Source organism: Clostridium simiarum (genome assembly GCF_018919175.1).
GTDB classification, from domain to species: domain Bacteria; phylum Bacillota; class Clostridia; order Clostridiales; family Clostridiaceae; genus Clostridium_L; species Clostridium_L simiarum.
On sequence record NZ_JAHLQL010000005.1, the window covers coordinates 56,146 to 77,623 of the forward strand.

Here is a 21,478-nt window from a genome sequence, read left to right on the forward strand (position 1 = left end):
ATCCTCCTTTAATATATGTTAATTTTTTATTTACGTTACTATAATTACTGATTTGATTCCTTATTTAATGCAGCATCTACAGCATATTTATTGAATCCTAGTATTATCTCTCCATCAATGTCAATTACGGGTACAGATTGCTGACCTGATGTTTCTATCATTACTTTTCTACTTTCTTTATCTTCTAATACATTAATATCTTTATATTCAATATTCTTCGTGTCAAAATAAGCCCTTGCCTTTTTGCAATAAGGGCAATTAGGGGTTGTGTAAATCTTAACCATTGTTTCTTCTCCTTTTCTCTACTATATATTTTTCAGCCATAAGTGCAGCTACAGTTCCATCTGCTGTAGCAGTAGTAAGCTGTCTAAAGACTTTTTCTCTTACGTCACCTGCAACAAAGACACCCTCTACATTAGTTTCTGTGCTTTCACCTGCTTTTATATATCCAAAAGGATTAATATCAATATAATCTTTGAATAAGTCTGTTTTCGGCACCATTCCAATGTAGACAAATATGCCATCAACTTTAATATTGTCAATTTGTTTAGTCTTAAGGTTTTCTACTGAAACTTCTTCTAACTCATTTTCTCCATAAGCATGCCTTATTTCTGTATCCCATAATATGTTTATCTTAGGATTATTCAAAGCATCCTGTTGTAAGCTTTTCTCTGCTTGAAGATGATCAAATTGATGAACTATGGTGATACTCTTAGCATATCTAGACAAGAATATAGCTCCTTCAATAGCTGAGTTTCCTCCTCCTACAACTATGATATCTTTGTTTTCATACAATTCACCATCACACAATTCGCAGTGATGAATTCCATTTCCATGATATTTTTCTTCTTCAGGTATAGGTAACGGTCTGTACTTGGATCCTGTTGCTATTATTACTGTTTTGGGTTTGTAGATGAAATTATCCGTTTCTATAATCTTTTCATCATCCTTAAGACTAACCTTTAATATATTATCAAATTCGTCTATATTAGCTCCTGCATTAACTGCCTGATCGTAAAACCTATCTGCAAGTTCTTGACCTCCTATAGTCTTAAAGCCAGGATAATTCTCTACAGAATAAGTACTTCTTATCTGTCCTCCTATAAGTTCATCCTCTAATACTATAAAGTCAAGCTTCATCCTAGCTGCATATATTGCTGCAGTGAGTCCTGCAGGACCTGAACCTATTATAACCAAATCAATATTTTTTTCTTCTTTATTCATTCTCAACACCACTTTACTAATAATTTATACTAAATAATAATTATTATTGTCTGTTTAAATATATGATAGTACACATTTTATATTTTGTCAACAGTTAGAAATTATTATTCTGGAAATTAATATATAAATTTGTAAAAATAATAGACTCCACAGTGCAAGTGTTGTTACAGCACCATAGAGCCTATAGCTAAAATTATATTAATATAATTTTAGTTCTATAATGGAAAATAAACTAAATTTCCTTAATAGATTCTTCAATAATGATTAAATATAAATTCTAAAGCTTTATGACTTTTCCTATTTAAGATTTTAATATACCTATTGTAAAAATTATATTTTATAACTATTAATATATTTTTATTTTATTATATGGTTATTTTCATTTATTGTATAATCAATAATCTGAGTAAATAACCTGTTACTTCTTCCTTTTAAATGTAAATAGCCAAGGATTGAAGCTATAATAGCACCTACAGTTCCTGATATTATATCACCCATAGTATCAAGTAAGCTTTCATTTTGAGAGGTAAAACCGAAAATAGAATCTGTAGTAAATTCAAATATCTCCCACACTCCAGCCATGGCCACTGAAAAAAATAAAGCAAATAAAACTATTACTATTGAGGGGATCTTTCCTCTCATATCTTTTTTGCTTAATATAAAAAACATAACAAAACCTATAAGTACCAATATAAATCCTGATAATATATGCAGCATTTTATCCCATCTAGGGAAAGTATAATAAAATCCTAAAATTTTACCAAGAAACATAGATAAAAATATAAATAGTAATACAAATAAGTATAAATAGGATGAAACTTTTATACTGCTCTTTTTTAAGATATACCTAGGAATAATAATAGTTACAAGAGTTAATATTGAAGAAAATGTACCCTCTGTATTTTTATAAACTATATTTATCACTATAGATATTGAAATCAATATAAAAAATATACTCTCAAATATCTTTTCATAATTATAGGGTAACTTATGCTTTTTTATTTGATTTTTATTCAATTCAACCTCTCCCCATATATTTAGACTTTTACTTTATATTATATTTATGACGGCTATATACGATCTAATACTCCTATGTCACTTTACGAAACCCATTTGCATAAACAAATCTTATGTATTATGCTTAGTTAATTTATTTATTATTAAATAATCTTAAATACTCACCATAACCTTCCTCTTCCATTTCATCCTTAGGTATAAATCTTAACGATGCACTATTTATACAGTACCTCAGTCCCCCCTTATCTAAAGGCCCATCTGTAAAAACATGACCTAAATGAGAGTCGCCTTCCTTACTTCTAACTTCAATTCTATGCATATTATGACTAAAATCAGCTTTCTCTTTTACGTTTTGCCTATCTAAAGGCTTTGTAAAACTAGGCCATCCACAACCGGAATCAAATTTATCAAGGGAGGTAAAAAGTGGTTCTGAAGAAACTATATCCACATAAATTCCTTCTTCTTTATAATCCCAAAATTCATTTTGAAAAGGCCTTTCTGTAGCACTTTCTTGAGTTACTTTATATTGAAGTGGAGATAATTTTTTTAATGCTATATCTTTATCAGATTTTAAAAATTTATTATTCACAAATATTCCTCCTTTATTTATTAATATTTTGAATATTATTATTTTATATATTATAATAGTAAAAAACATTCTTAACAACATCAGGATGTATAGAGGAGGTAATAATATGAGTGTGAAAATGCAGATTTTTTCTGACTATGTATGTCCATTTTGCTATATAGGCAGTGGCATCATAAGACAACTAAAAGAAGATGGTATTGAAATTGAAATAGAATGGCTCCCCTTTGAACTTCACCCTGAAACACCTTTATCTGGCGCAGAGTTAAACAGTAGATTTCCTCAAACTCAAATAGATATGATGTTTAAAATGCTAAAGGAACGAGGTAAAGAGTTTAATATAAGATTTGGTGAGGTAGATATACTTCCAAATTCTTATAGAGCCTTAGAAGGTGGCCAATATGCTAAACTAAAAGGTAAATATGATGAATATTCAAAAGCTATGTTTAAAGCCTATTTTCAAAACAATGAAAATATAGGAAAGAAAGAAATTATTAATGAAATAGCCTCTAACATAGGATTAAATATAAATGAAATGAATAAAGAAATAGACAGTGGAAAGTTTAAAGATGCTATAGATAAAACTAAATCCTTAGCTAATAAATATGCAATAAATAGCGTTCCTACATTTATAATAAATGATACTTATAAAATAGTAGGTGCAAGAGATTATGAATATATAAAAGAGTTCTTACTGAACATAAAAAAAGAGGTTTAATAACCTCTTTTTATTTATAAAATCATTTGCTTACTATAATCCAAAATACCGTTGCTCTAATTTTGACACCTATCTCTCAGATAGGTGGGTGTCCTCAATACTGCTTCGAAGACCTTGCCTAGATGAATATCATACAATAGGTCTTATAAGTCAAATCCACATCTATATTTTGAACTCCCGGCTCAATGCTGTAGGTTCAAAATAAGAGCTTCACAAATATTTCAGAATTTATCTTGATTTAAATATATCACTTCTAAGCCTTACAGTCAACACAAAATTTGTTGGATAAAACCCTATTTATTTCTTTAATCTGAATTTTCTATTTTTATATTTTAAATATTTCTATTTATTAATCTCTTTACCTTTTGTATGCTTTTCTCTTTCTTAATTGTTATATTAGTATAAGGACCTTATAAAAAGCTAGAAAGGAGGCAAAAATCAGTGAAAATTTAATTTTAAAGCTGTATAAAAAGCATGCAAATTTTATATAGCTTTATCTTTTAAAAAATGGCTGTAAAAAAGAAGATGCTGAAGATATTGTTCAAGGTAGCTTTATAAAAGCTTTTAGATTAATCTTCATTACCCTTAAGGTTATAATCTATAATCTTTTCTGCTAAGGTTTTATACATATTTGATGCATTTATCAAAGATATTACCATAAATAAAGATGTAACATAATCCTTATCTAACTCACCTAAACTGATATTTCCTATACTAGAATTAATCATTTCCAATTTCTTATCCAAATCTTCTTTTATAGAAAAATTTTCTTCTTTTTTTACTTCTAAAAATAAATTGTAAAATTCTTTAATAGGCACATCTTCTTTTTTATTTTCTAATTTTCCTACTAAAGGAGTTAATATTTTTTTGATATCTCCTATAGCTAAGCTTTGTTTTAAATTATATATAAGTATCATTAAAGTTATATGCTCTCTTGTGTACTTTTTATTTTTTATGCTCATCAAAAGCTTATCCTTAGCATAGTTGTTTATCATAGTTTTAGTTAATATCTTATCTTTCTCACTTCTTTTGTATGCACTAAGATTGTTTTCAAAAAGAGTAATAACTTGATCCATATAAAGATCTATAGAAGGTATATCTTCAAATCTTATCTCCTTTTCAAAATTCATACTCTCAAGTAACTTTTCTAACATGTCTTTATTTATATCCACAATTATGCTCCCATCAAAATAAAATTTACTAATCTAGTGTTTAAAACTACATATGATTATATATATATTTCATATTATACATATTAGTAGTATTTCATAGAAAAATCAAGATAAACCTGAATTTTTTCCTTATTAATAAATAATAATCCCCCTTTACCCCCTTTACATATTAATATAAAAAATCATATAATGTAATTATAACAGTACATAGTTTTAATAACTACGTATAGTTGCATAGGTTGTAAGGAGTGATAATAAATGAATAAAAAGTTTAGAGAACCAGTAAGTGGCTTTACTCATCTTTTCGGAGCTATAGTATCCTTAGTAGGATTAATAGCAATGATAATAAAATCCATTAGAATGGACTATTCAAATAATATGGTTTTAGTTTCATCTATAATATTTGGACTAAGTCTTGTATTTTTATATACAGCAAGTTCAGTATACCATCTAGTTATATCTTCAGATGGTGTTATAAAATTTTTAAGGAAACTAGATCATTCTATGATATTTGTACTTATAGCTGGAACTTACACCCCTATATGTCTTATACTCCTTGAAGGATATTGGAGATGGGGAATATTTATATCTATTTGGTCTCTAGCTATTCTCGGGGTTATACTTAAGATATTTTGGTTTAATAGTCCTAGATGGCTCTACACCTCATTTTATATATTCATGGGTTGGCTTTTAGTATGTGCCCTTAGTCCTTTATCAAAAGTATTATCCTCTAAGGGATTTCTATGGTTATTCTTAGGTGGAATATTTTACACAATAGGCGGGGTGATTTATGCCATAAAAGTGCCCAACATATCTAAAAAGTTTGGGTTTCATGAATTATTTCATATCTTCGTTTTATTAGGCAGCTTTAGTCATTTTTTATTAGTATATAAATATGTACTATAAACCTTTAAAGCTAATGATTAGTCTTAGTTTGAACTTACTTATGTAGAATACTCTTCTCTATCTGAACTTTAGATAAATTATAAATAACCAATAAAAATGAGGCCTCTCAAAAATTATGAGTGCCTCATTTTTATTACATATTTTCAAGAGCTATATTTATATCTACAGGTATATTGTCTGCACTTAAAGTTACAGCTAATATCTTATCTGTATTGGTTTTAATTCTAAACTCTTCTCCATATATAAGGGTTGGAGTAGAGATATTAATTTGTATGCCCATGTTGGAAAAATTAGTACTTGCATTAGCTGTGAGCATATTAGAAAGTTCTGATATTGCACTTTGAGCCATATCATCTAATTCCGTTACTGGAAATCCCATCATCATTGTGGAGGCAATCTTTTTTGCACTTTCTGTATCTAATGTATATATTACATTCCCTTTAACATCTCCTATAATACCTAAACTTATAGTAACTCCTGTAGCTTTTATTTCTTGTCTAACCTCTAGAGAATTCTTTTTTATATCGCTAAAACCTATTTGAGGCATTATGCTAAAAAAAGCTTCTATGAAAGGGTTTATATGTTTTACATCCATAACTACTCACCCCTTTTAAAGCCAATATTAATATATACTTGTCCAAAATCTGTATCTATCTCTACTGCTAATCCTTCTATCATTGCTTGAGATATATTTAAGCATTTTCCATAAAATATAGTAGGTGGTGCTACCCTTAATCCAAATACTTTATTTTTTCTATTTATCATAGAACACGCATTTCCAGATATTATATTGGCAACTTCTCCTATAATATTTAAGGTTTCCTCTAAACTTTTAGGCTCTCTTCTTAACATGACTTTGGCCATATTATGCGCTGTTTCTTGAGATAAATCCAGTATCATACGACCTGAATAATTTCCTATTATACCAACAACTACAGATATTCCCCTAGAAGATTCAATTGCCTTTGCTTTATAATCCTCTCCAAAATGAGCTATAGTCTTAGTGAACTTGTTTAATCCATCTGCGAAGGCTTCTTTAAAGTAAACAAAATATATGCTTTGTAACTCTTCATACAACTTCTCTGAAAAAACTACTCTTTCAATTTCTTTTAAAAGCTCTTCTGGATCTATAGGTTTTTGTATGTATCCTGAAACTTTATTATCCTTAGCTTTTTTTACTATTTCTTCATCCATCATTGAACTAACTACTATGACTTTTATAGAGCCATCTATTTCATGAATAGCATTAGTACATTCAATTCCATCTGTACCTGGAAGAGTCATATCCATGGTGACTAAATTCGGTCTAGTTTCTTTAACTATTTCTTTAACTTCTTCTAAGCTTCCAGCTTCTCCAACTACATCATATCCATTTTCCTCCAGTATATCCCTTATGATACTTATGGAAAATGGAGAATCATCCACTATTACTACTTTTACTTTTTCCATATTAACCACCCTTTTCATTAGTAATGATCTTTATTATTAAAACTTATGTCATTTTATACATTTAGTAATATATCCATTCTACATCATATACCTCAAAAAATAAATGAAATATTATAATTTCAATGTAATCTTTAGCAAATTTAGATAAATCTTTTAATAAATATAACTTCCATTACTGATTTATAAATTTTAACAGGAATATATTATTTGTTAAATTTTTCATATACTTGGTTTGAATTTTCAGAAATATGCTATAATATCACTAAGAAAATTTGTATATTATAGTAGACTATAATTTCTATCAATCATATTATTTAGTATAAGAGTTTATATTCAATGTTACTTTTATATCGGGGGGATAAAATTGAATAGTATATTAGATGAATATAATGAAATTCTCTCTGCATATTCTAATTTAATAGATTTAGTGGACTCCTTAAATGATATCTCTGAGGAGGTTGAAAGAATTAAACCACTTCATTCACTAGAACTTTCTAAAAAGGCTTATGAAATAGCATTTAAGGAAGATTATAAAGATGGTATATGTAGAAGTATATTTAGGATGGGCCGTAGCCAATGGCTTTTAGGTAATTTAGATCAATCAGTAACCTTACTTATGGAATCTTTAGATATAAGTAAGGACTTTAATATTGCAAATTATGAAGTAGATATATTGAGGACCTTAGGAAATGTAAATATAAACCTTCAAATATACGATAGAGCCTTAAATTACTATATGAAAGGTCTTAAGATTCTAAAAAACTCTCCTAATCCCTTCATAGAAGCAGCTATATTAAACAATATAGGGGAAATATATAGAGAATTAAATGATTATGATACAGCTCTAGAATATTACACTAAAAGTAAAAATATTTACAATAGCTTAGAAGGTGAATATCTTATATCTATTCCTATTTTAAATATGGCATCAATATATTACTCTCTAGAAGAATATGATCTAGCCATGGAAAATAACGAAATAAGTCTTAGCATATGTAAAAATTCAAAAGATAAAATAGTAGAAAGCTATACACTTCACCAGTTAGGTAAAGTATATTTTAAGCTTGGTGAAAAAGAAAAGGCTAAGGATTTCCTAGATGAAAGTCTAAAAATTTCTGAGGAATTAGGAGACAAGTTCCATGAAATTGACATATTAATTGATGTACACAATTTATTTTTATCAGAAAATCTTTCGGAAAAAGCGCTTAAATCTTTAAATAGAGCACTTGAGCTTGCCGAGGAAATAAACACCAAATCTGTTATGGCTAAAGTTTATTCTCATCTAGCTACAACCTATGAAAAAATGAAAAATTGCGAGAAAACCTTGTATTATTATAAAAAATACCACAATACAGAGGTTCAATCTAATAACAACAACTTAGAACAAAAACTAAGGAGTATAACCTTACAACTTACAATTGAACAATCCCTTCAAGAAAAAGAAATATACCATTTAACTAATATCACTTTAAAACAAAAAACTGAAGAACTTGAAAATAAAACAAAGGAATTAAGTGAATCTTATAAGAACATCCAAATTATAAGCGATATAGGTCAAAGTATAACCTCTACATTAAATTTAGAGAAAATATTAATACGAGTTTACGAAAGCATAAATACTCTAATAGATGCAACATCTTTTGGTATAGGACTATATGATGATAAAACAAATGAAGTACACTTTAAATTATATATAGAAGACTCCACAGAAATCCCTGAGTTTTCTATACCTCTTACCAGTAAAAGTAGCTGGGCTACATGGTGCTTATTAAATCGTAAAGAGATTATGATAAACGATGTAGAGAATCAATATTCTCTATATTTAAAAGAAAGAAAAAATACTATAGGTAAGAAAATGGAATCTTTAATTTATTGCCCTCTTATTGTGGAGGATAAAGTTCTAGGAGTTATGACAGTACAAAGCATTAACAAAAATGCCTATAATAAATATAATTTTGATATGGTAAAAGCCCTTGCCTCTTATATTGCCATTGCAATAAATAATGCTAATGAGTCAGAAAAACTTCAAGAAGAAATAAAAATAAGAGAAAAAGCTCAACGTGAATTAGAAAAATTAAATAAGGAACTTGTCATACTATCAGAAATAGATGGTCTAACAGGAGTTCCTAATAGAAGAAGATTTGATGAATGTTTTAATATAGAATGGAACAAATCAGAGGTTTATTCTGATCCAATCTCTCTCCTTCTTATAGATATTGATTATTTCAAAGAATATAACGACCACTATGGTCATTTAGCTGGTGATGAGGTTATAAAAACCATAGCTGAAGCTCTAAATAATGTTGTAAAAAGATCAACAGATTTTTTCGCTCGCTACGGAGGAGATGAATTCGTGGCTGTTTTACCTAATACAAATTCAAAAGGAGCTTTAACTGTGGCTAAAGAAATGAAAGAAGCAGTAGCAAAACTAAACATTCCTCATGAATTTTCTCCATTAATAAATCGTATTACTATAACTATTGGGGTATCTTCCATGATACCAAGCTCAAATTTAACTAAAGAAAATCTTATAAATGATTCAGATATGGCTCTATATTACGCCAAAAAGCAAGGTAGAGATAGGATAGAGTTCTTATCTAAATAAATTCTAATAAATATTAATTGAAATGAAAAATAAATAAGGAAGCTTTTATAAAGTATAATCTTTCTAAAAGCTTCCTTAAGATTTCTGCTGTCTGCATGCTTGTTCATCTCTATAAAATATTCGAGATGAACATATAAAAAAACTACCACAGACTTATGCATTTTAATTAGCATAAGTTATGTAATAGTTTTAGTGATTCTGTCCTTTAAAAAAACACCTTTTACTTGGTGTCTTTAATTGTAAAAATATAATCCAAAATACCGTTGCTCTACTTTTGACACCTATGTCTCCATAGGTGGGTGTCCTCACAGTAGCTTCTATCGCTCTCCATGCCATCTAAGGGTCTCACAGGAAAGTACATATCCACTTCTAGATTTTGAACTCCCGTAGTTATAATGTAGGTTCAAAACATAGAGCTTATCGAATATTCCAGAAAATTATGGTGCGAAAGATGGGACTTGAACCCACACGGTCTCCCACACGCCCCTCAAACGTGCGCGTCTGCCATTCCGCCACTCTCGCATAAAAGCAAATATAAAATATATTTACTTAACGATTTATATTATATCAGCAATAAAAACTATAATCAAGAATATTTTTAAATACAAATTTTGTAAAATTTTTCAAATAGTTATGATTATATTTAAAAGTAATAAATTATTAAGGATATTTTAATAATTTTTCACTATATAGGTTTTTTATCTATGCTATAATTGATTTATCATTAGTTTATGCGAGGAGTTTGTATGATATATTACACTAAAAATTCAAAAAAACATAATTTATTAAATTCTATTAAAAGTTCTTTTAACAAAATAGTAGGAAATAAGCTATTTTTATACACCTACATATTTATTCTTTTAAAATCTATATTGTTTATATTATTAATTTCCCATGACAAAGCAAATGGTATAGTTCCTATTAGAATATTTTATAGTGTTCCCCCTTTTCTTCTATACCTTAGTTTTGTGGCTGTTGTAGTTTCATTTGGTTTCTTATTTAAAGGAAAGGCTCAAATGGTATTATTTTGGATTATTAATTTATTTATAACCGCCCTATATATTTTTGATATTTGGTATTTTAGAAGTAACAGCGCATTTTTAAATATTCACATGTTCAAAATGACTTCCAATCTTGAAAACTTAGGAAGTAGTATTATTTCAATGGTACGTCTAGTAGATATTTTATTTATTATAGATTTAATACTTCAAATACCCTTATCAATTAAGCTAAAAGAAAAATTTAAAGATAATGAAAGATCTATATCAAGTTTTCTATTGTTATTTGTAATTTCTACACTTTATATAACTTACGCTCATTATAAAATAGATATATTAAATAAAGGTTTTGAAAATCAAATGGTTTTCCAAAAAAGTTGGTCTCCAAATCAAAATATATCTAATTTAACTCCTATTGGGTATCATTTATTTGATACTTATTATTCTTATAAAGATAGTAAACCTTATGTTCTTTCTGATAGTGAAAAGTCAGAAACAGAAAAATGGTTTAAAGATAACAAGGAAGTTTTACCTCCTAATGAGTATTCAGGAATTTTTAAAGGTAAGAATCTCTTATTGATTCAGTGGGAATCTCTTGAAACCTTTGTTATAAATCAAAAGGTAGATAATCAAGAAATCACCCCTAATATGAATAACATTCTAAAAAATAGTATTTATTTTGATAATTTTTATGAACAAACCCATCATGGTACAAGTTCTGATGCGGAATTAATCACTCATACTTCAGTTTTTCCTGTAAGATCAGGAAGTACATTTTTTAGATATCCAAATAACACCTATAAAAATTCCTTTCCTAATATTATGAGTAAATTAGGATATACTACTTTAGCATCTCATCCTGATAAAGGTTCTTTTTGGAATTGGATGCCTGCTTTAAAGTCTATAGGCTTTGAAAATGTTATGGATTCAAATGATTATAATGTTGATGAAGTACTTAACTTAGGACTAAGTGATAAAAGTTATTTAAATCAGTTTGCGGAAGTAATAAAGGATTTAAATACCCCATTTTTTGCATATACTGTAACATTAACTAGTCATACACCTTTTATTTTACCTGAAGAATATAGAGATCTTAATTTAAATGAAGGTTTAGCTAACTCAAAATTAGGTGGATATTTTCAAGGTATAAGATATACAGATAAATATATTGGTGAACTTTTAAATACCTTAGATGAGAATGGTATATTAGATAATACTGTAGTTGCAATTTATGGTGATCATGAGGGGGTTCATAAATTTTTTAATGACGAAATAGTTAATTTACCTGATAAAGAAGATTGGTGGATTGAAAATCATAAAAAGGTTCCATTTATAATATACTCGAAAGATTTAGAGGGAAAAACAGTTTCAATTCATGGTGGACAAGCTGATACCTTCCCTACTTTAGCTTATCTATTTGGTGCTAATGAGGAAGACTTTACAACTAGTACAATGGGAAGGAATCTTCTTAATACCAATAAAGATTTTGTTATTCTTTCCGATAGGACATACTTAGGTAAAGATTCAAGTCCTAATGAGAAGGAAGAAATGCTTAAAAGTATAGAATTAAGTGATAAATTAATTCGAGCAAACTATTTTAAAAACTAGGAGGGCTATCTTTGAATACATATATCTTTCATAAGTCTAATAGCAAATTACTACATTTTTTAATAGCATTAAATTTTATTATACCAATATTATCTATTGAGGGCTTTCTCCCTTGGGTCATGTGTATATTTTCAATTTATAAATCCATAAATGCTTTAAATAAATATTCTAAGCCTACAATAAAAATAGTTAACTACTTAGTTCTTAATTTAATTATTGTAGTTTTATATAATTATATTGCTTCTATTGCAACATCTTATGTTTTGAATTTGTTTTTATCATAACTTAAATAAAGAGAAGATAATTGCTTTAAATATAGTATTATAGATATAGGATAGTTAGTATAGATTACTAATAAGTCCTATATCTTTTTTTATATAATATATTTTCTAAGTAAAATTAGATAATAAACAAAGAAGATGCTTGTTGGTTGATGATAATGGACTGCCAATAATATCAGTAGCAAAATACCTAAAGTATATTGACAATAGTGAAGGAGTTTTAATACTCAAAAGACATATCGCTACTCTTTAAAACTATATTTTGAATACCTACAAGAAATAGATGTAGATTATACAAATAGATATGCTTAGATATGAACAATCACAAGTAACGGAACATATTTAAGAGCCTGTGAAAAAAATTTCATAATTAACAAATTAAAAATAGTCTGTTATTTATCAATAACATAACTATTTTTAATTTAGTAGACAAATCCATCTTATTTTTTCTTCCATATGAATTGCAATTTTGTAAGAAGATTCCCGTTATTACTTGTAATATTATGAATGGTAGTAATATCATTATTCTCATCATTAATTACTTCAGATGAAATATGTAGTGTATCTCCATCAGTTGTTTCCTTTTTAAATAGTACTTTAATATTAAATAATTTATATTCATTTAATATAGTTCTTGGCAAAGTATCTGCTGCCATTTCCATATACTTTACATTATTAACATGCCCATTAGAATCTATATCACTATATCTAACAGGGTAGTCTTTTATATAGTCTTCTTTTTGAATTTTAGGAATATCATCTAAAAGCGGTACTTCATCTAATTCTCCATTAAGTCCATATATTTCGCTTTGATTAGAGGATATTCTCATAGGACGTCTTTTTTCAAAATCTATTAATATAGCTGTTGAAAAAACTTCACCTATAACTTTTCCTTCAGAGTTTTTTATAATATTTTGTCTATAACCATAGAACTTTTTGGTACCTAACACCTTAGTGTCAACAGTTATTGTATCTCTAAATTCAGGATATTCATATATAGTTATATCATACTTTAAAAGTACCCAAATACATTGATTGTGAACAAAACCCTCCTTAGTTTCTCCTAAATAATCAGACTGAGATATAACCACATCCCATAAGAAATCTACCAAAGATGAAAATTTGCATTTGTGCTCAGAATCAACATCAAAAATATTTATTTTGTATTCTTTTTTAAAAATATCATTCAATTATATTTCCTCCTTTTATAAAGTTTGAATGTATTTTACATTCAATATTGTACCATAACTTTACAATTTCTAGAATATGGGCTAAGCATGAAATAAATATCTTATTGCTCATCTTAATCTAATCTTAGTTTCATTTGTTTTATTATACACAAAAATACCCTACAGGGTAGACTTTTTTCAAGTATCTATCCCATAGGGTACATCTTAATTTTTAATAGAGTAGCTTTTTATTAGTAATTTTTATATTTCTTTATTAACATACTACACATGTGTAATATATTAAAATTAGTTGTTATTAACACTTTTTATAAATTTGCTCTTCATAAATTGCTTATCTTCTCTTTATTATTACTACAATATTTAGTTAGATCTCTTTTAATATTATGCTAAAAGCATACTATCCTTTAACTCATTATGTGAAGCTATATTTCTAAATTCCTCTATAAGATTCTCTATGGTGAGATTTTTCTTAGCCTCTCCTTCTAAATCTATTTCTATATTTCCTTTATGCATAAGTATCAACCTATTTCCATAGGTTACTGCATGACTTAAATTATGAGTTATCATCATAGTGGTTATGCCTTTTTCTTTTATTATGCTTTCAGTAAGTTTTATTATATTTTCTGCTGTGTTAGGATCTAGCGCTGCCGTATGTTCATCTAATAATAGCAAATCAGGTTTAACCATGGTGGCCATTAATAGTGATAATGCTTGTCTTTGACCTCCTGAAAGTAATCCTACTTTTGAGTGAAGCATATTTTCTAATCCTAAATTTAATACTGAAAGCTCCTCTTTAAAATATTTTTCCTTGTCCTTTTTTACACAAAAACCTAAACCAAAGCTTTTTCCTTTATTATAAGACATTGATAGATTTTCCATTATGGTCATAGAAGGAGATGTTCCTTTAGTTGGATCCTGATATACTCTTCCTATAAGCTTTCCCCTATTATAATCTTTGTACATAGTTATATCTTTACCTTTTAATTTTATAATGCCCTTATCTGGCATTATGTTTCCTGATACTAAATTCATAAGAGTAGACTTACCTGCACCATTGCTTCCTATTACAGATACAAAGTCTCCTTCTTTTATATGAATACTAAAATTTTTAAATATATCCATTTCATTTACTGTACCTTTATTAAAGGTTTTAGTTATAGACTCTAAACTAAGCATTTTTAGCGCCTCCTCTTTTAAAAAGTCTTTCAACATCTTTTAGTATATTTCTATTATTTAAAGCTATAGCCAGTACTACTATAATTGCAGTTATAAGCTTTAAATCTGTAGGTGGCATTCCTAATTTAAGAGCTATACCTATGCTTAATTTATACATTATAGCTCCTATTATTACCTTAGTTGTAGCCTTTAGAACCCCTTCTTTTTTAATAAAAGATTGTCCCATTATTATAGAAGCTAAAGCCATTATTACAGTTCCGTTTCCCATAGATATATCCGAAAATCTTTGGTATTGTGCCATTATGCCTCCTGATAGAGCCACTATAGCATTAGATACCATAAGTCCTAATATCCTTACCCTTGAGCTATTTATTCCTAAAGATGTTATTAAAGTTTCATTATCTCCTGCCGCTTTTAAAGCATATCCTATATGGGTTTTAAAGAATAAATCTAGGGATATTTTTGTTATAATTAAAAATATTGCAAGTATTATTAATGGATATCTATCTAAAAATATATTTTTATTGTTAAATATAGCTATGTTAGCTTTTCCCATTATTCTTAAGTTTATTGAATATAATCCTATCATAACAAGTATCCCTGATAAAAGATTTGTTATCTTTAACCTTTCATGAAGGACTCCTGTTATAAATCCTCCAATAGCTCCTCCTATAAAGGCTACTATTAAGGTTATAAAGGGATTTGCTCCTTTAAAAATCATTGTAGCTGATATAGCAGCTCCCAAAGTAAAGGTACCATCCACAGATAAATCCGGGAAATCCAATATACTATATGTTATATAAACCCCTAAGGCAGTTATTCCAAATATAAATCCTTGTTCTAAAATACTAATTAAAAATTCCATGCTACTGTACTCCTTCTATTACTTTTGACTTATCAAGTATATGTTGTGGAATTAATATATTGAGCTTTTCAGCTACCTCTTTATTTATAACTATCTCCGCATCTTTAATTTCCTGTACTGACATAGTTTTTATATCTCTTCCATTTAAAACCTCTGCTCCCATAAGAGCTGCTTCAAACCCTAATTGATAATAGTTTATCCCCTCTGTAGCTAATGCTCCAGATTTAACATGTGCCTCTTCTGTTCCAAAAATGGGTTTGTTTTTACTTGAAAACTTTGAGTATATTAAAGGCATTGAAGAAGCTATTAGATTATCTGTAGGTATATATAATACATCAACAATATTTACCATGTGGTCTAAGGTTTGAGATAGTTCACTACTATTATTAACCCCCATGGATATTAGCTCTAAGTCATATTGAGATACTAACCTTTTTATATTTTCTACCTGAATCTCTGAATTAAGCTCACTTGTATTGTATATTATTCCTAGCTTTTTAGCTTCCGGAAGTAATTCTTTAAGAAGTTTAAGTTGTTTTGCTATAGGAACAGCATCACTAGTTCCAGCTATATTATTAGCTATATCTTCCTTTGACTTCATAATACCTGCTGAAACAGCATCTGTTATAGCTGTCACCATTATAGGAATTTTTTTTGTAGTATTATAAGCAGTTTGTGCTGAGGGTGTTGCAATTGCAAATATAAGATCTTTTTTCTCTGCTGCGAAGCCTTGTGCTATCATTTGAGCTGTAGCAATATCTCCTTGAGCATTTTGGATTTCTATATCTATATTTTCGTCTTTTACTAATCCTTTTGACTTTAATCCATCTATAAATCCTTCCCTAGCTAAATCTAAAGCTGGATGCTCTGCTATTTGAGATATACCAATCCTATATTTTACAACCTGTGACTTCGATTTTGCAGGTTTTATTAAGAAACCTGTAATCAATGAAAAGATTAAAAGAAATGAAATAAAAAATGAAATTCTCTTTTTCACTACCATGCTACCATTCTCCTTTTAAATTATATTAGAATATTTTTTAGTGATCTTTTAGTATCTAAAATCCTCACTATATATAAAATAAAAGGTCTCTCCCAAAAAAGGAGAGACCTGTATCACCAAAATACTTCAATACAAAAATATCTAAGTAAAAATATCTTGCTTTATTAAAATAAAAGCTCTTCTCCTACAATACTACCATACTACAATGCTTTTAAATTTTTCTACCATACTTCTAAAAACAACTTAATTATACAAAGAAACTTTTTATCTGTCAAACTTTATTTTAATTTTATAACTTTGGTATAGATCTATGGCCTAATCCTATAACAACCTCATTTAAATGAAGCAATCCTATGCTTAAAAATATACATACACTTAAATGCTCATCAAACCTGGCAATACCTATTTTACCACCTACATTAAGTCCGTTTGCCTTTGATAAAATTTGAATTATAGCCTCTCTTGTAGCTCCTGCCACAGCACCATCATGAACATGACAGTCCTTTATTATACCTGTCCTTTTAGATGCAACTAGAGCCCTTTCAATTATTTTAGGAATTGATGAGGTTATATTTCCGCCAATATCAACAGCCACTGTTAATATTCCATTTTCCTTAAAACTTTCTATAAGTTTCTCTTCTTCACTTCTTGAAGATATAGCCATTTCCACAGAAGCCTTTGCTACATCTACACTATTATATTCTTTCACAGGTATCCCTCCTAAATTTAAGGTAAAATCTTCTTATAAGTTTCATAATAAAGTTTTAAAATTAAAGCCTTTAAATTGAATTCTTATATAAAAATTTATATATATTATAATTTACTTTTATTCTTTTTAAATATTTGTCTGTTTCTTTAAAGGGTATATAATCTAGGCTCTTTCCATCCTTAGAGTGTTTTTTGCTTTTAAGCCACTTTTGAACATTCCCTCTACCACCATTGTAGGATGCTAAAACTAAATCCATATCTCCGTTAAATTCTTTTTTTAAATTATCCAAATACCAGCAACCCATTCGTATATTAAGCTCTGGATCCGTCAAAGTTTTTACGTCAAAATCTTTTATATTCATTTCACCTGCTGCCCACTTTGCAGTATCCTCTGTAATTTGCATAAGTCCTACAGCATCTTTATTAGATCTTGCCTCTTTTCTAAAATTACTTTCTGTCTTTATTACTGCTGCCACTAACAAAGGGTCTAATACATATTTTTCACTGTATTTTTCAATAAGCTCTTGATATTTATATGGATATACCACATTTTTTACGATATATGCCCCTCCGGTTACGACTATAAAAAATATAAGTATAAATATACTGAATCTTAAAACTTTACTTTTCATCTCATCCCTCAAATCTATTTATAAGTTAGTATATGTAATAGCTTTATGAGTTCCTTAACTATATCCTTTGTCTCCTCTAAGCTATTACTGTTATCTATAATAAAATCTGAGTAAGCTTTCTTATCTTCTAGAGAAATCTGAGACTTTATTCTATTTATAGCTTCTTCATGATCAAAACTATTTCTATTCATTAATCTTTTTATTTGCTCACTCTTACTTGCCCATACTAAAATTATATAATCCATATCACCTTGAAGATTATTTTCTATAAGAGTAGGGGCATCTAATATAACTAATTTTTCACCTTTTATCTCGTATTCCTTAAAAAGTTCAGTAATTCTATCTTTTATTAAAGGAATTATTATATTTTCATATTTCAATCTCTCTTTTGGATATTTAAATATATAATTACCAAACTCTCTTCTTTTTAAAGAGCCATCTTCGTTAAAAAAAACTTCCCCAAAGGTATCTTTTATATCTCCTATAAGAGATGGGTAAATCTCAAAAACTTCCTTTGCTACAATATCCGCATCTATAAAGGCAAACCCAGCTTCCAAAAGCATATTAGAAACAGTACTTTTTCCTGTAGCTATACCTCCTGTAAGGCCTACTTTTAACACAATGGTCTCCTCCTTTTAAAAGACTTTATAATATTTTATTTTGCCTCATACCATGTTTCTCCAATGTTAATATCTACTTCTAGTGGTACAGAAAGGTCTAATACCTCTTCCATTTCTTTTTTTACTAATGCTTTTACTTCCTCTAATTCATCTTTATAAACATTTAGTATAAGCTCATCATGTACTTGAAGTATAAGAGTACTTTTCATCTTCTTTTCATGAAGCTCTTCTTGAACATTTACCATAGCAAGCTTTATTATATCTGCAGCTGTTCCTTGTATTGGAGCATTCATAGCAAGTCTTTCCCCTAGGGCCTTAACTATCTTATTAGATGCACTTGCCTCTTTTATATATCTTCTTCTATTTAAAAGAGTAGTTACGTAACCTTTCTCCTTTGCCATAACAACTATATCTTCCATATACTTTTTAACCTTAGGATATCTTTCAAAATAAGCATCCATATACTCTTTTGCTTCTTTTTTAGGAATTTTCAAATCCTTTGCTAAGCTAAAGTCACTTATTCCATAAACTATACCAAAGTTTACAGCCTTAGCTCTCCCTCTTAAAAGTGGTGTTACCTCTTCTATAGGAGTATTAAAAACTTCCGATGCAGTCTTTGTATGGATATCACTATGATGCTTAAAGGCAGAAATCAAATTTTCATCCTCTGAAATATGAGCAAGAACCCTAAGTTCTATTTGAGAATAGTCTGCTGATAATATTACTGAATCTTCATTTTCAGGTACAAATACCTTTCTTATTTCTCTACCCATCTCATATTTTATAGGTATATTTTGAAGATTAGGCTCTGTACTAGATAGTCTGCCTGTAGTAGTTACTGTTTGATTGAAACTAGAATGTATCTTATCATCACTATCAATTACAGCCTTTAACCCTTCTACGTAAGTTGAATATATTTTGGCTAACTGCCTATAGTAAGTTATCTTTTCAATAATAGGGTGTTTATCTGTTAAAGCTTCCAATACCTCTGCATTAGTGGAATATCCTGTTTTGGTCTTTTTTATAACCGGTAAGTCAAGTTTTTCAAACAATATTTTTCCAAGCTGTTTTGGAGAATTTATATTAAACTCCTCTTCTGCTAATTCATATATCTCCTTTTGAATTTTATCTATTTCTAGATTAAATTTATTTCCTAATTGATCTAGCATAATTCTATTTATTCTAAATCCTTCACCTTCCATATGAGATAAAGCTTTAGTCAAAGGAAGCTCCATTTTATATAGAAGATCTTCCATATGTGATTCTTCTATCTTCTCTTTGAGAACTTTATAAAGTTCTTTCATAAGTCTATTTTCATAAGCTTTTATAGCCTGATCTTCTCCCTTAGGATACTTACTTAAATATTCATTTATAAGAATATTTAAATCATAGTTACCCTTAGAAGAATCTATAATATAAGCTGCTATTTTAATATCAAAGATTATACCCTCTAAGTTTAAACCTATCTTTCTAAAAGAAGTATATGCATTTTTAGCATCATAACAAACTTTCTCTATACTATGATCTTCTATGACTTCCCCTAAAATATTTATAACTTCTTCCTTATCTTTTTGTAAAAGACCCTTTAATTTTATAACCCAATCCTTATCATCAACACATAGATAAATAGTTTCTATCTCCATGCTTGAATATAATTCTGGATTAATTATATCAAAACTCATATATAAAGGCTCTTTTTTCTTTGATTTCTTTATGTAATCTTTCAAACTTTTAAGACCTTTTATATCCTCTATAAACACATAACTATCAAATGGAATCTCTTCTTTTTCTTCCCCCTTAGGAAGTTTATCTATTAGAGATTTGAATTGCAATTTAAAGAATAATTTTTTTAATGCTTCAACATCATATTTATCCTTTGATTTTATAGCATCTAAATCTATTTCTACAGGCACTTCTGTCATAATAGTAGCTAACTTTTTACTAAATAAAGCTTGCTCGCTATACTTATTTAAATTTTCTTTTATCTTTTTACCACTTATATTTTCTATATTTTGAAGCACTGACTCTACGCTTCCATAGGTTTGTATAAGCTTATAGGCAGTTTTTTCTCCTATGCCAGGAACACCCGGTATATTATCAGAAGCATCCCCCATAAGTCCTTTTACATCTATAAATTCAGTAGGTGTAACTCCAAAGTCTTCTATCATTCTATTTTTATCATATATTTCTTTTTCAGTTATACCTTTTTTGGTTATTATAACTTTTACATTATCAGTAGCTAATTGAAGGGCATCTCTATCCCCTGTAACTATATAAACCTCTATACCATGGCTCTCAGCATAAACAGAAAGTGTACCTATAAGGTCATCTGCCTCAAATCCATCTATTTCAAATATACTTACATCCATAAGTGATAGCAATTCCTTAACTAAAGGAAACTGTTCTCTAAGCTCTTCTGGCATTTTCTTTCTTCCTGCTTTATAATCTTCATACTCTTTATGTCTGAAGGTAGGTGCCTTTCTATCAAAGGTAGCCACTATATAATCTGGTTCTATCTCTTCTTTTATTTTAAACAGCATTGTTGTAAAACCCAAAACTGCATTAGTATGAATTCCTTCACTATTAGTTAACGGTGGTAAGGCATAAAAAGCCCTATTCATCAAACTATTAGAATCTAATATCAATAATTTTTCCATATCTATCCTCCACATATTGACAATAGGTATTAACCAATAATAACTATAATCATTATTTTTTAA

At 28.5% G+C, this 21,478-nt stretch carries 20 protein-coding genes, 1 tRNA gene and 2 other RNA genes; 5 read left to right on the forward strand and 18 right to left on the reverse strand.

All coding sequences use genetic code 11. The features are described from left to right. Positions 1–44: 44 nt before the first annotated feature. The 4 genes from KQI89_RS13430 to msrB form a co-directional block, all read right to left on the reverse strand. Positions 45–284 carry a glutaredoxin family protein gene (locus KQI89_RS13430; protein ID WP_032120885.1) on the reverse strand — a complete coding sequence of 80 codons (240 nt, stop codon included), beginning with the start codon at positions 282–284 and terminating at the stop codon, positions 45–47. Next, positions 277–1,224 (reverse strand): thioredoxin-disulfide reductase, encoded by a 948-nt coding sequence (trxB, locus tag KQI89_RS13435; RefSeq protein ID WP_216457492.1) that lies wholly within the window; start codon positions 1,222–1,224, stop codon positions 277–279. The genes KQI89_RS13430 and trxB overlap by 8 nt, the downstream gene beginning before the upstream one ends. Before the next feature lie 357 nt (positions 1,225–1,581). Further along, the gene (locus KQI89_RS13440; RefSeq protein ID WP_216457493.1) at positions 1,582–2,241 is read right to left on the reverse strand and encodes a DUF2238 domain-containing protein; all 660 of its coding nucleotides are present in this window, start codon (positions 2,239–2,241) and stop codon (positions 1,582–1,584) included. 133 nt (positions 2,242–2,374) lie between these two features. Beyond that, entirely contained in the window at positions 2,375–2,830 is a 456-nt protein-coding gene (gene msrB, locus KQI89_RS13445) for a peptide-methionine (R)-S-oxide reductase MsrB (RefSeq protein WP_425514090.1), read from the reverse strand. Positions 2,831–2,936: 106 nt separating this feature from the next. Here msrB and KQI89_RS13450 point away from each other — a divergent pair, with 106 nt between their 5' ends. Then, complete coding sequence (locus tag KQI89_RS13450; protein WP_216457495.1) at positions 2,937–3,545, forward strand: DsbA family oxidoreductase; 609 nt, start codon at positions 2,937–2,939, stop codon at positions 3,543–3,545. Positions 3,546–3,578: 33 nt separating this feature from the next. Here the strand turns inward: KQI89_RS13450 and ssrS (KQI89_RS13455) are convergent. Both ssrS (KQI89_RS13455) and KQI89_RS13460 read right to left on the reverse strand, forming a co-directional pair. Further along, a non-coding RNA gene (gene ssrS, locus KQI89_RS13455) (6S RNA) lies at positions 3,579–3,776 on the reverse strand. 338 nt (positions 3,777–4,114) lie between these two features. Continuing rightward, positions 4,115–4,717: a DUF1836 domain-containing protein gene (locus KQI89_RS13460; protein WP_343216370.1), complete on the reverse strand. Its 603-nt coding sequence runs from the start codon at positions 4,715–4,717 to the stop codon at positions 4,115–4,117. A gap of 258 nt (positions 4,718–4,975) precedes the next feature. On the opposite strand from KQI89_RS13460, the gene trhA reads away from it, so the two are divergent. Next, positions 4,976–5,623, forward strand: a complete 648-nt coding sequence (gene trhA / locus KQI89_RS13465; protein WP_216457496.1) for a PAQR family membrane homeostasis protein TrhA — start codon at positions 4,976–4,978, stop codon at positions 5,621–5,623. Positions 5,624–5,756: 133 nt separating this feature from the next. Here trhA and KQI89_RS13470 read toward each other — a convergent pair whose 3' ends face one another. Together KQI89_RS13470 and KQI89_RS13475 are read right to left on the reverse strand one after the other, a co-directional pair. Further along, positions 5,757–6,218, reverse strand: coding sequence for a chemotaxis protein CheX (locus KQI89_RS13470; RefSeq protein WP_032120880.1), 462 nt, complete (start codon positions 6,216–6,218; stop codon positions 5,757–5,759). A 2-nt stretch (positions 6,219–6,220) separates the two neighbouring features. Further along, positions 6,221–7,072, reverse strand: coding sequence for a response regulator (locus KQI89_RS13475; protein WP_032120879.1), 852 nt, complete (start codon positions 7,070–7,072; stop codon positions 6,221–6,223). Positions 7,073–7,436: 364 nt separating this feature from the next. On the opposite strand from KQI89_RS13475, the gene KQI89_RS13480 reads away from it, so the two are divergent. After that, on the forward strand, positions 7,437–9,677 hold the full coding sequence (locus KQI89_RS13480) for a sensor domain-containing diguanylate cyclase (protein WP_216457497.1): 2,241 nt from the start codon (positions 7,437–7,439) through the stop codon (positions 9,675–9,677). 245 nt (positions 9,678–9,922) lie between these two features. Here KQI89_RS13480 and ssrS (KQI89_RS13485) read toward each other — a convergent pair. Continuing rightward, a non-coding RNA gene (gene ssrS / locus KQI89_RS13485) (6S RNA) lies at positions 9,923–10,116 on the reverse strand. A 1-nt stretch (position 10,117) separates the two neighbouring features. Next, positions 10,118–10,199: transfer RNA gene (locus tag KQI89_RS13490), tRNA-Leu, on the reverse strand. A 224-nt stretch (positions 10,200–10,423) separates the two neighbouring features. On the opposite strand from KQI89_RS13490, the gene KQI89_RS13495 reads away from it, so the two are divergent. Both KQI89_RS13495 and KQI89_RS13500 read left to right on the forward strand, forming a co-directional pair. Next, positions 10,424–12,283 (forward strand): LTA synthase family protein, encoded by a 1,860-nt coding sequence (locus KQI89_RS13495; RefSeq protein WP_216457498.1) that lies wholly within the window; start codon positions 10,424–10,426, stop codon positions 12,281–12,283. Positions 12,284–12,294: 11 nt separating this feature from the next. Next, positions 12,295–12,567, forward strand: coding sequence for a hypothetical protein (locus KQI89_RS13500; RefSeq protein ID WP_216457499.1), 273 nt, complete (start codon positions 12,295–12,297; stop codon positions 12,565–12,567). A gap of 437 nt (positions 12,568–13,004) precedes the next feature. On the opposite strand, the gene KQI89_RS13505 is transcribed toward KQI89_RS13500, so the two are convergent. The 8 genes from KQI89_RS13505 to polA form a co-directional block, all read right to left on the reverse strand. Further along, positions 13,005–13,754 carry an acyl-[acyl-carrier-protein] thioesterase gene (locus KQI89_RS13505; RefSeq protein WP_216457500.1) on the reverse strand — a complete coding sequence of 250 codons (750 nt, stop codon included), beginning with the start codon at positions 13,752–13,754 and terminating at the stop codon, positions 13,005–13,007. 381 nt (positions 13,755–14,135) lie between these two features. Beyond that, positions 14,136–14,930 (reverse strand): ABC transporter ATP-binding protein, encoded by a 795-nt coding sequence (locus KQI89_RS13510; RefSeq protein WP_216457501.1) that lies wholly within the window; start codon positions 14,928–14,930, stop codon positions 14,136–14,138. Next, the gene (locus KQI89_RS13515; protein ID WP_032120874.1) at positions 14,923–15,795 is read right to left on the reverse strand and encodes an ABC transporter permease; all 873 of its coding nucleotides are present in this window, start codon (positions 15,793–15,795) and stop codon (positions 14,923–14,925) included. Before KQI89_RS13515 ends, KQI89_RS13510 begins: the two co-directional genes overlap by 8 nt. Position 15,796: 1 nt before the next feature. Beyond that, positions 15,797–16,798, reverse strand: a complete 1,002-nt coding sequence (locus KQI89_RS13520; protein WP_216457502.1) for an ABC transporter substrate-binding protein — start codon at positions 16,796–16,798, stop codon at positions 15,797–15,799. Between the two features lie 289 nt (positions 16,799–17,087). After that, positions 17,088–17,507 carry a HutP family protein gene (locus tag KQI89_RS13525; RefSeq protein ID WP_032120872.1) on the reverse strand — a complete coding sequence of 140 codons (420 nt, stop codon included), beginning with the start codon at positions 17,505–17,507 and terminating at the stop codon, positions 17,088–17,090. A 70-nt stretch (positions 17,508–17,577) separates the two neighbouring features. Beyond that, a complete protein-coding gene (locus tag KQI89_RS13530) occupies positions 17,578–18,138 on the reverse strand; it encodes a lytic transglycosylase domain-containing protein (RefSeq protein ID WP_216457503.1) in 561 nt (186 codons plus the stop codon). 14 nt (positions 18,139–18,152) lie between these two features. Then, entirely contained in the window at positions 18,153–18,758 is a 606-nt protein-coding gene (coaE, locus tag KQI89_RS13535) for a dephospho-CoA kinase (protein WP_216457504.1), read from the reverse strand. A 35-nt stretch (positions 18,759–18,793) separates the two neighbouring features. Next, the gene (polA, locus tag KQI89_RS13540; protein WP_216457505.1) at positions 18,794–21,415 is read right to left on the reverse strand and encodes a DNA polymerase I; all 2,622 of its coding nucleotides are present in this window, start codon (positions 21,413–21,415) and stop codon (positions 18,794–18,796) included. Positions 21,416–21,478: the final 63 nt, after the last annotated feature.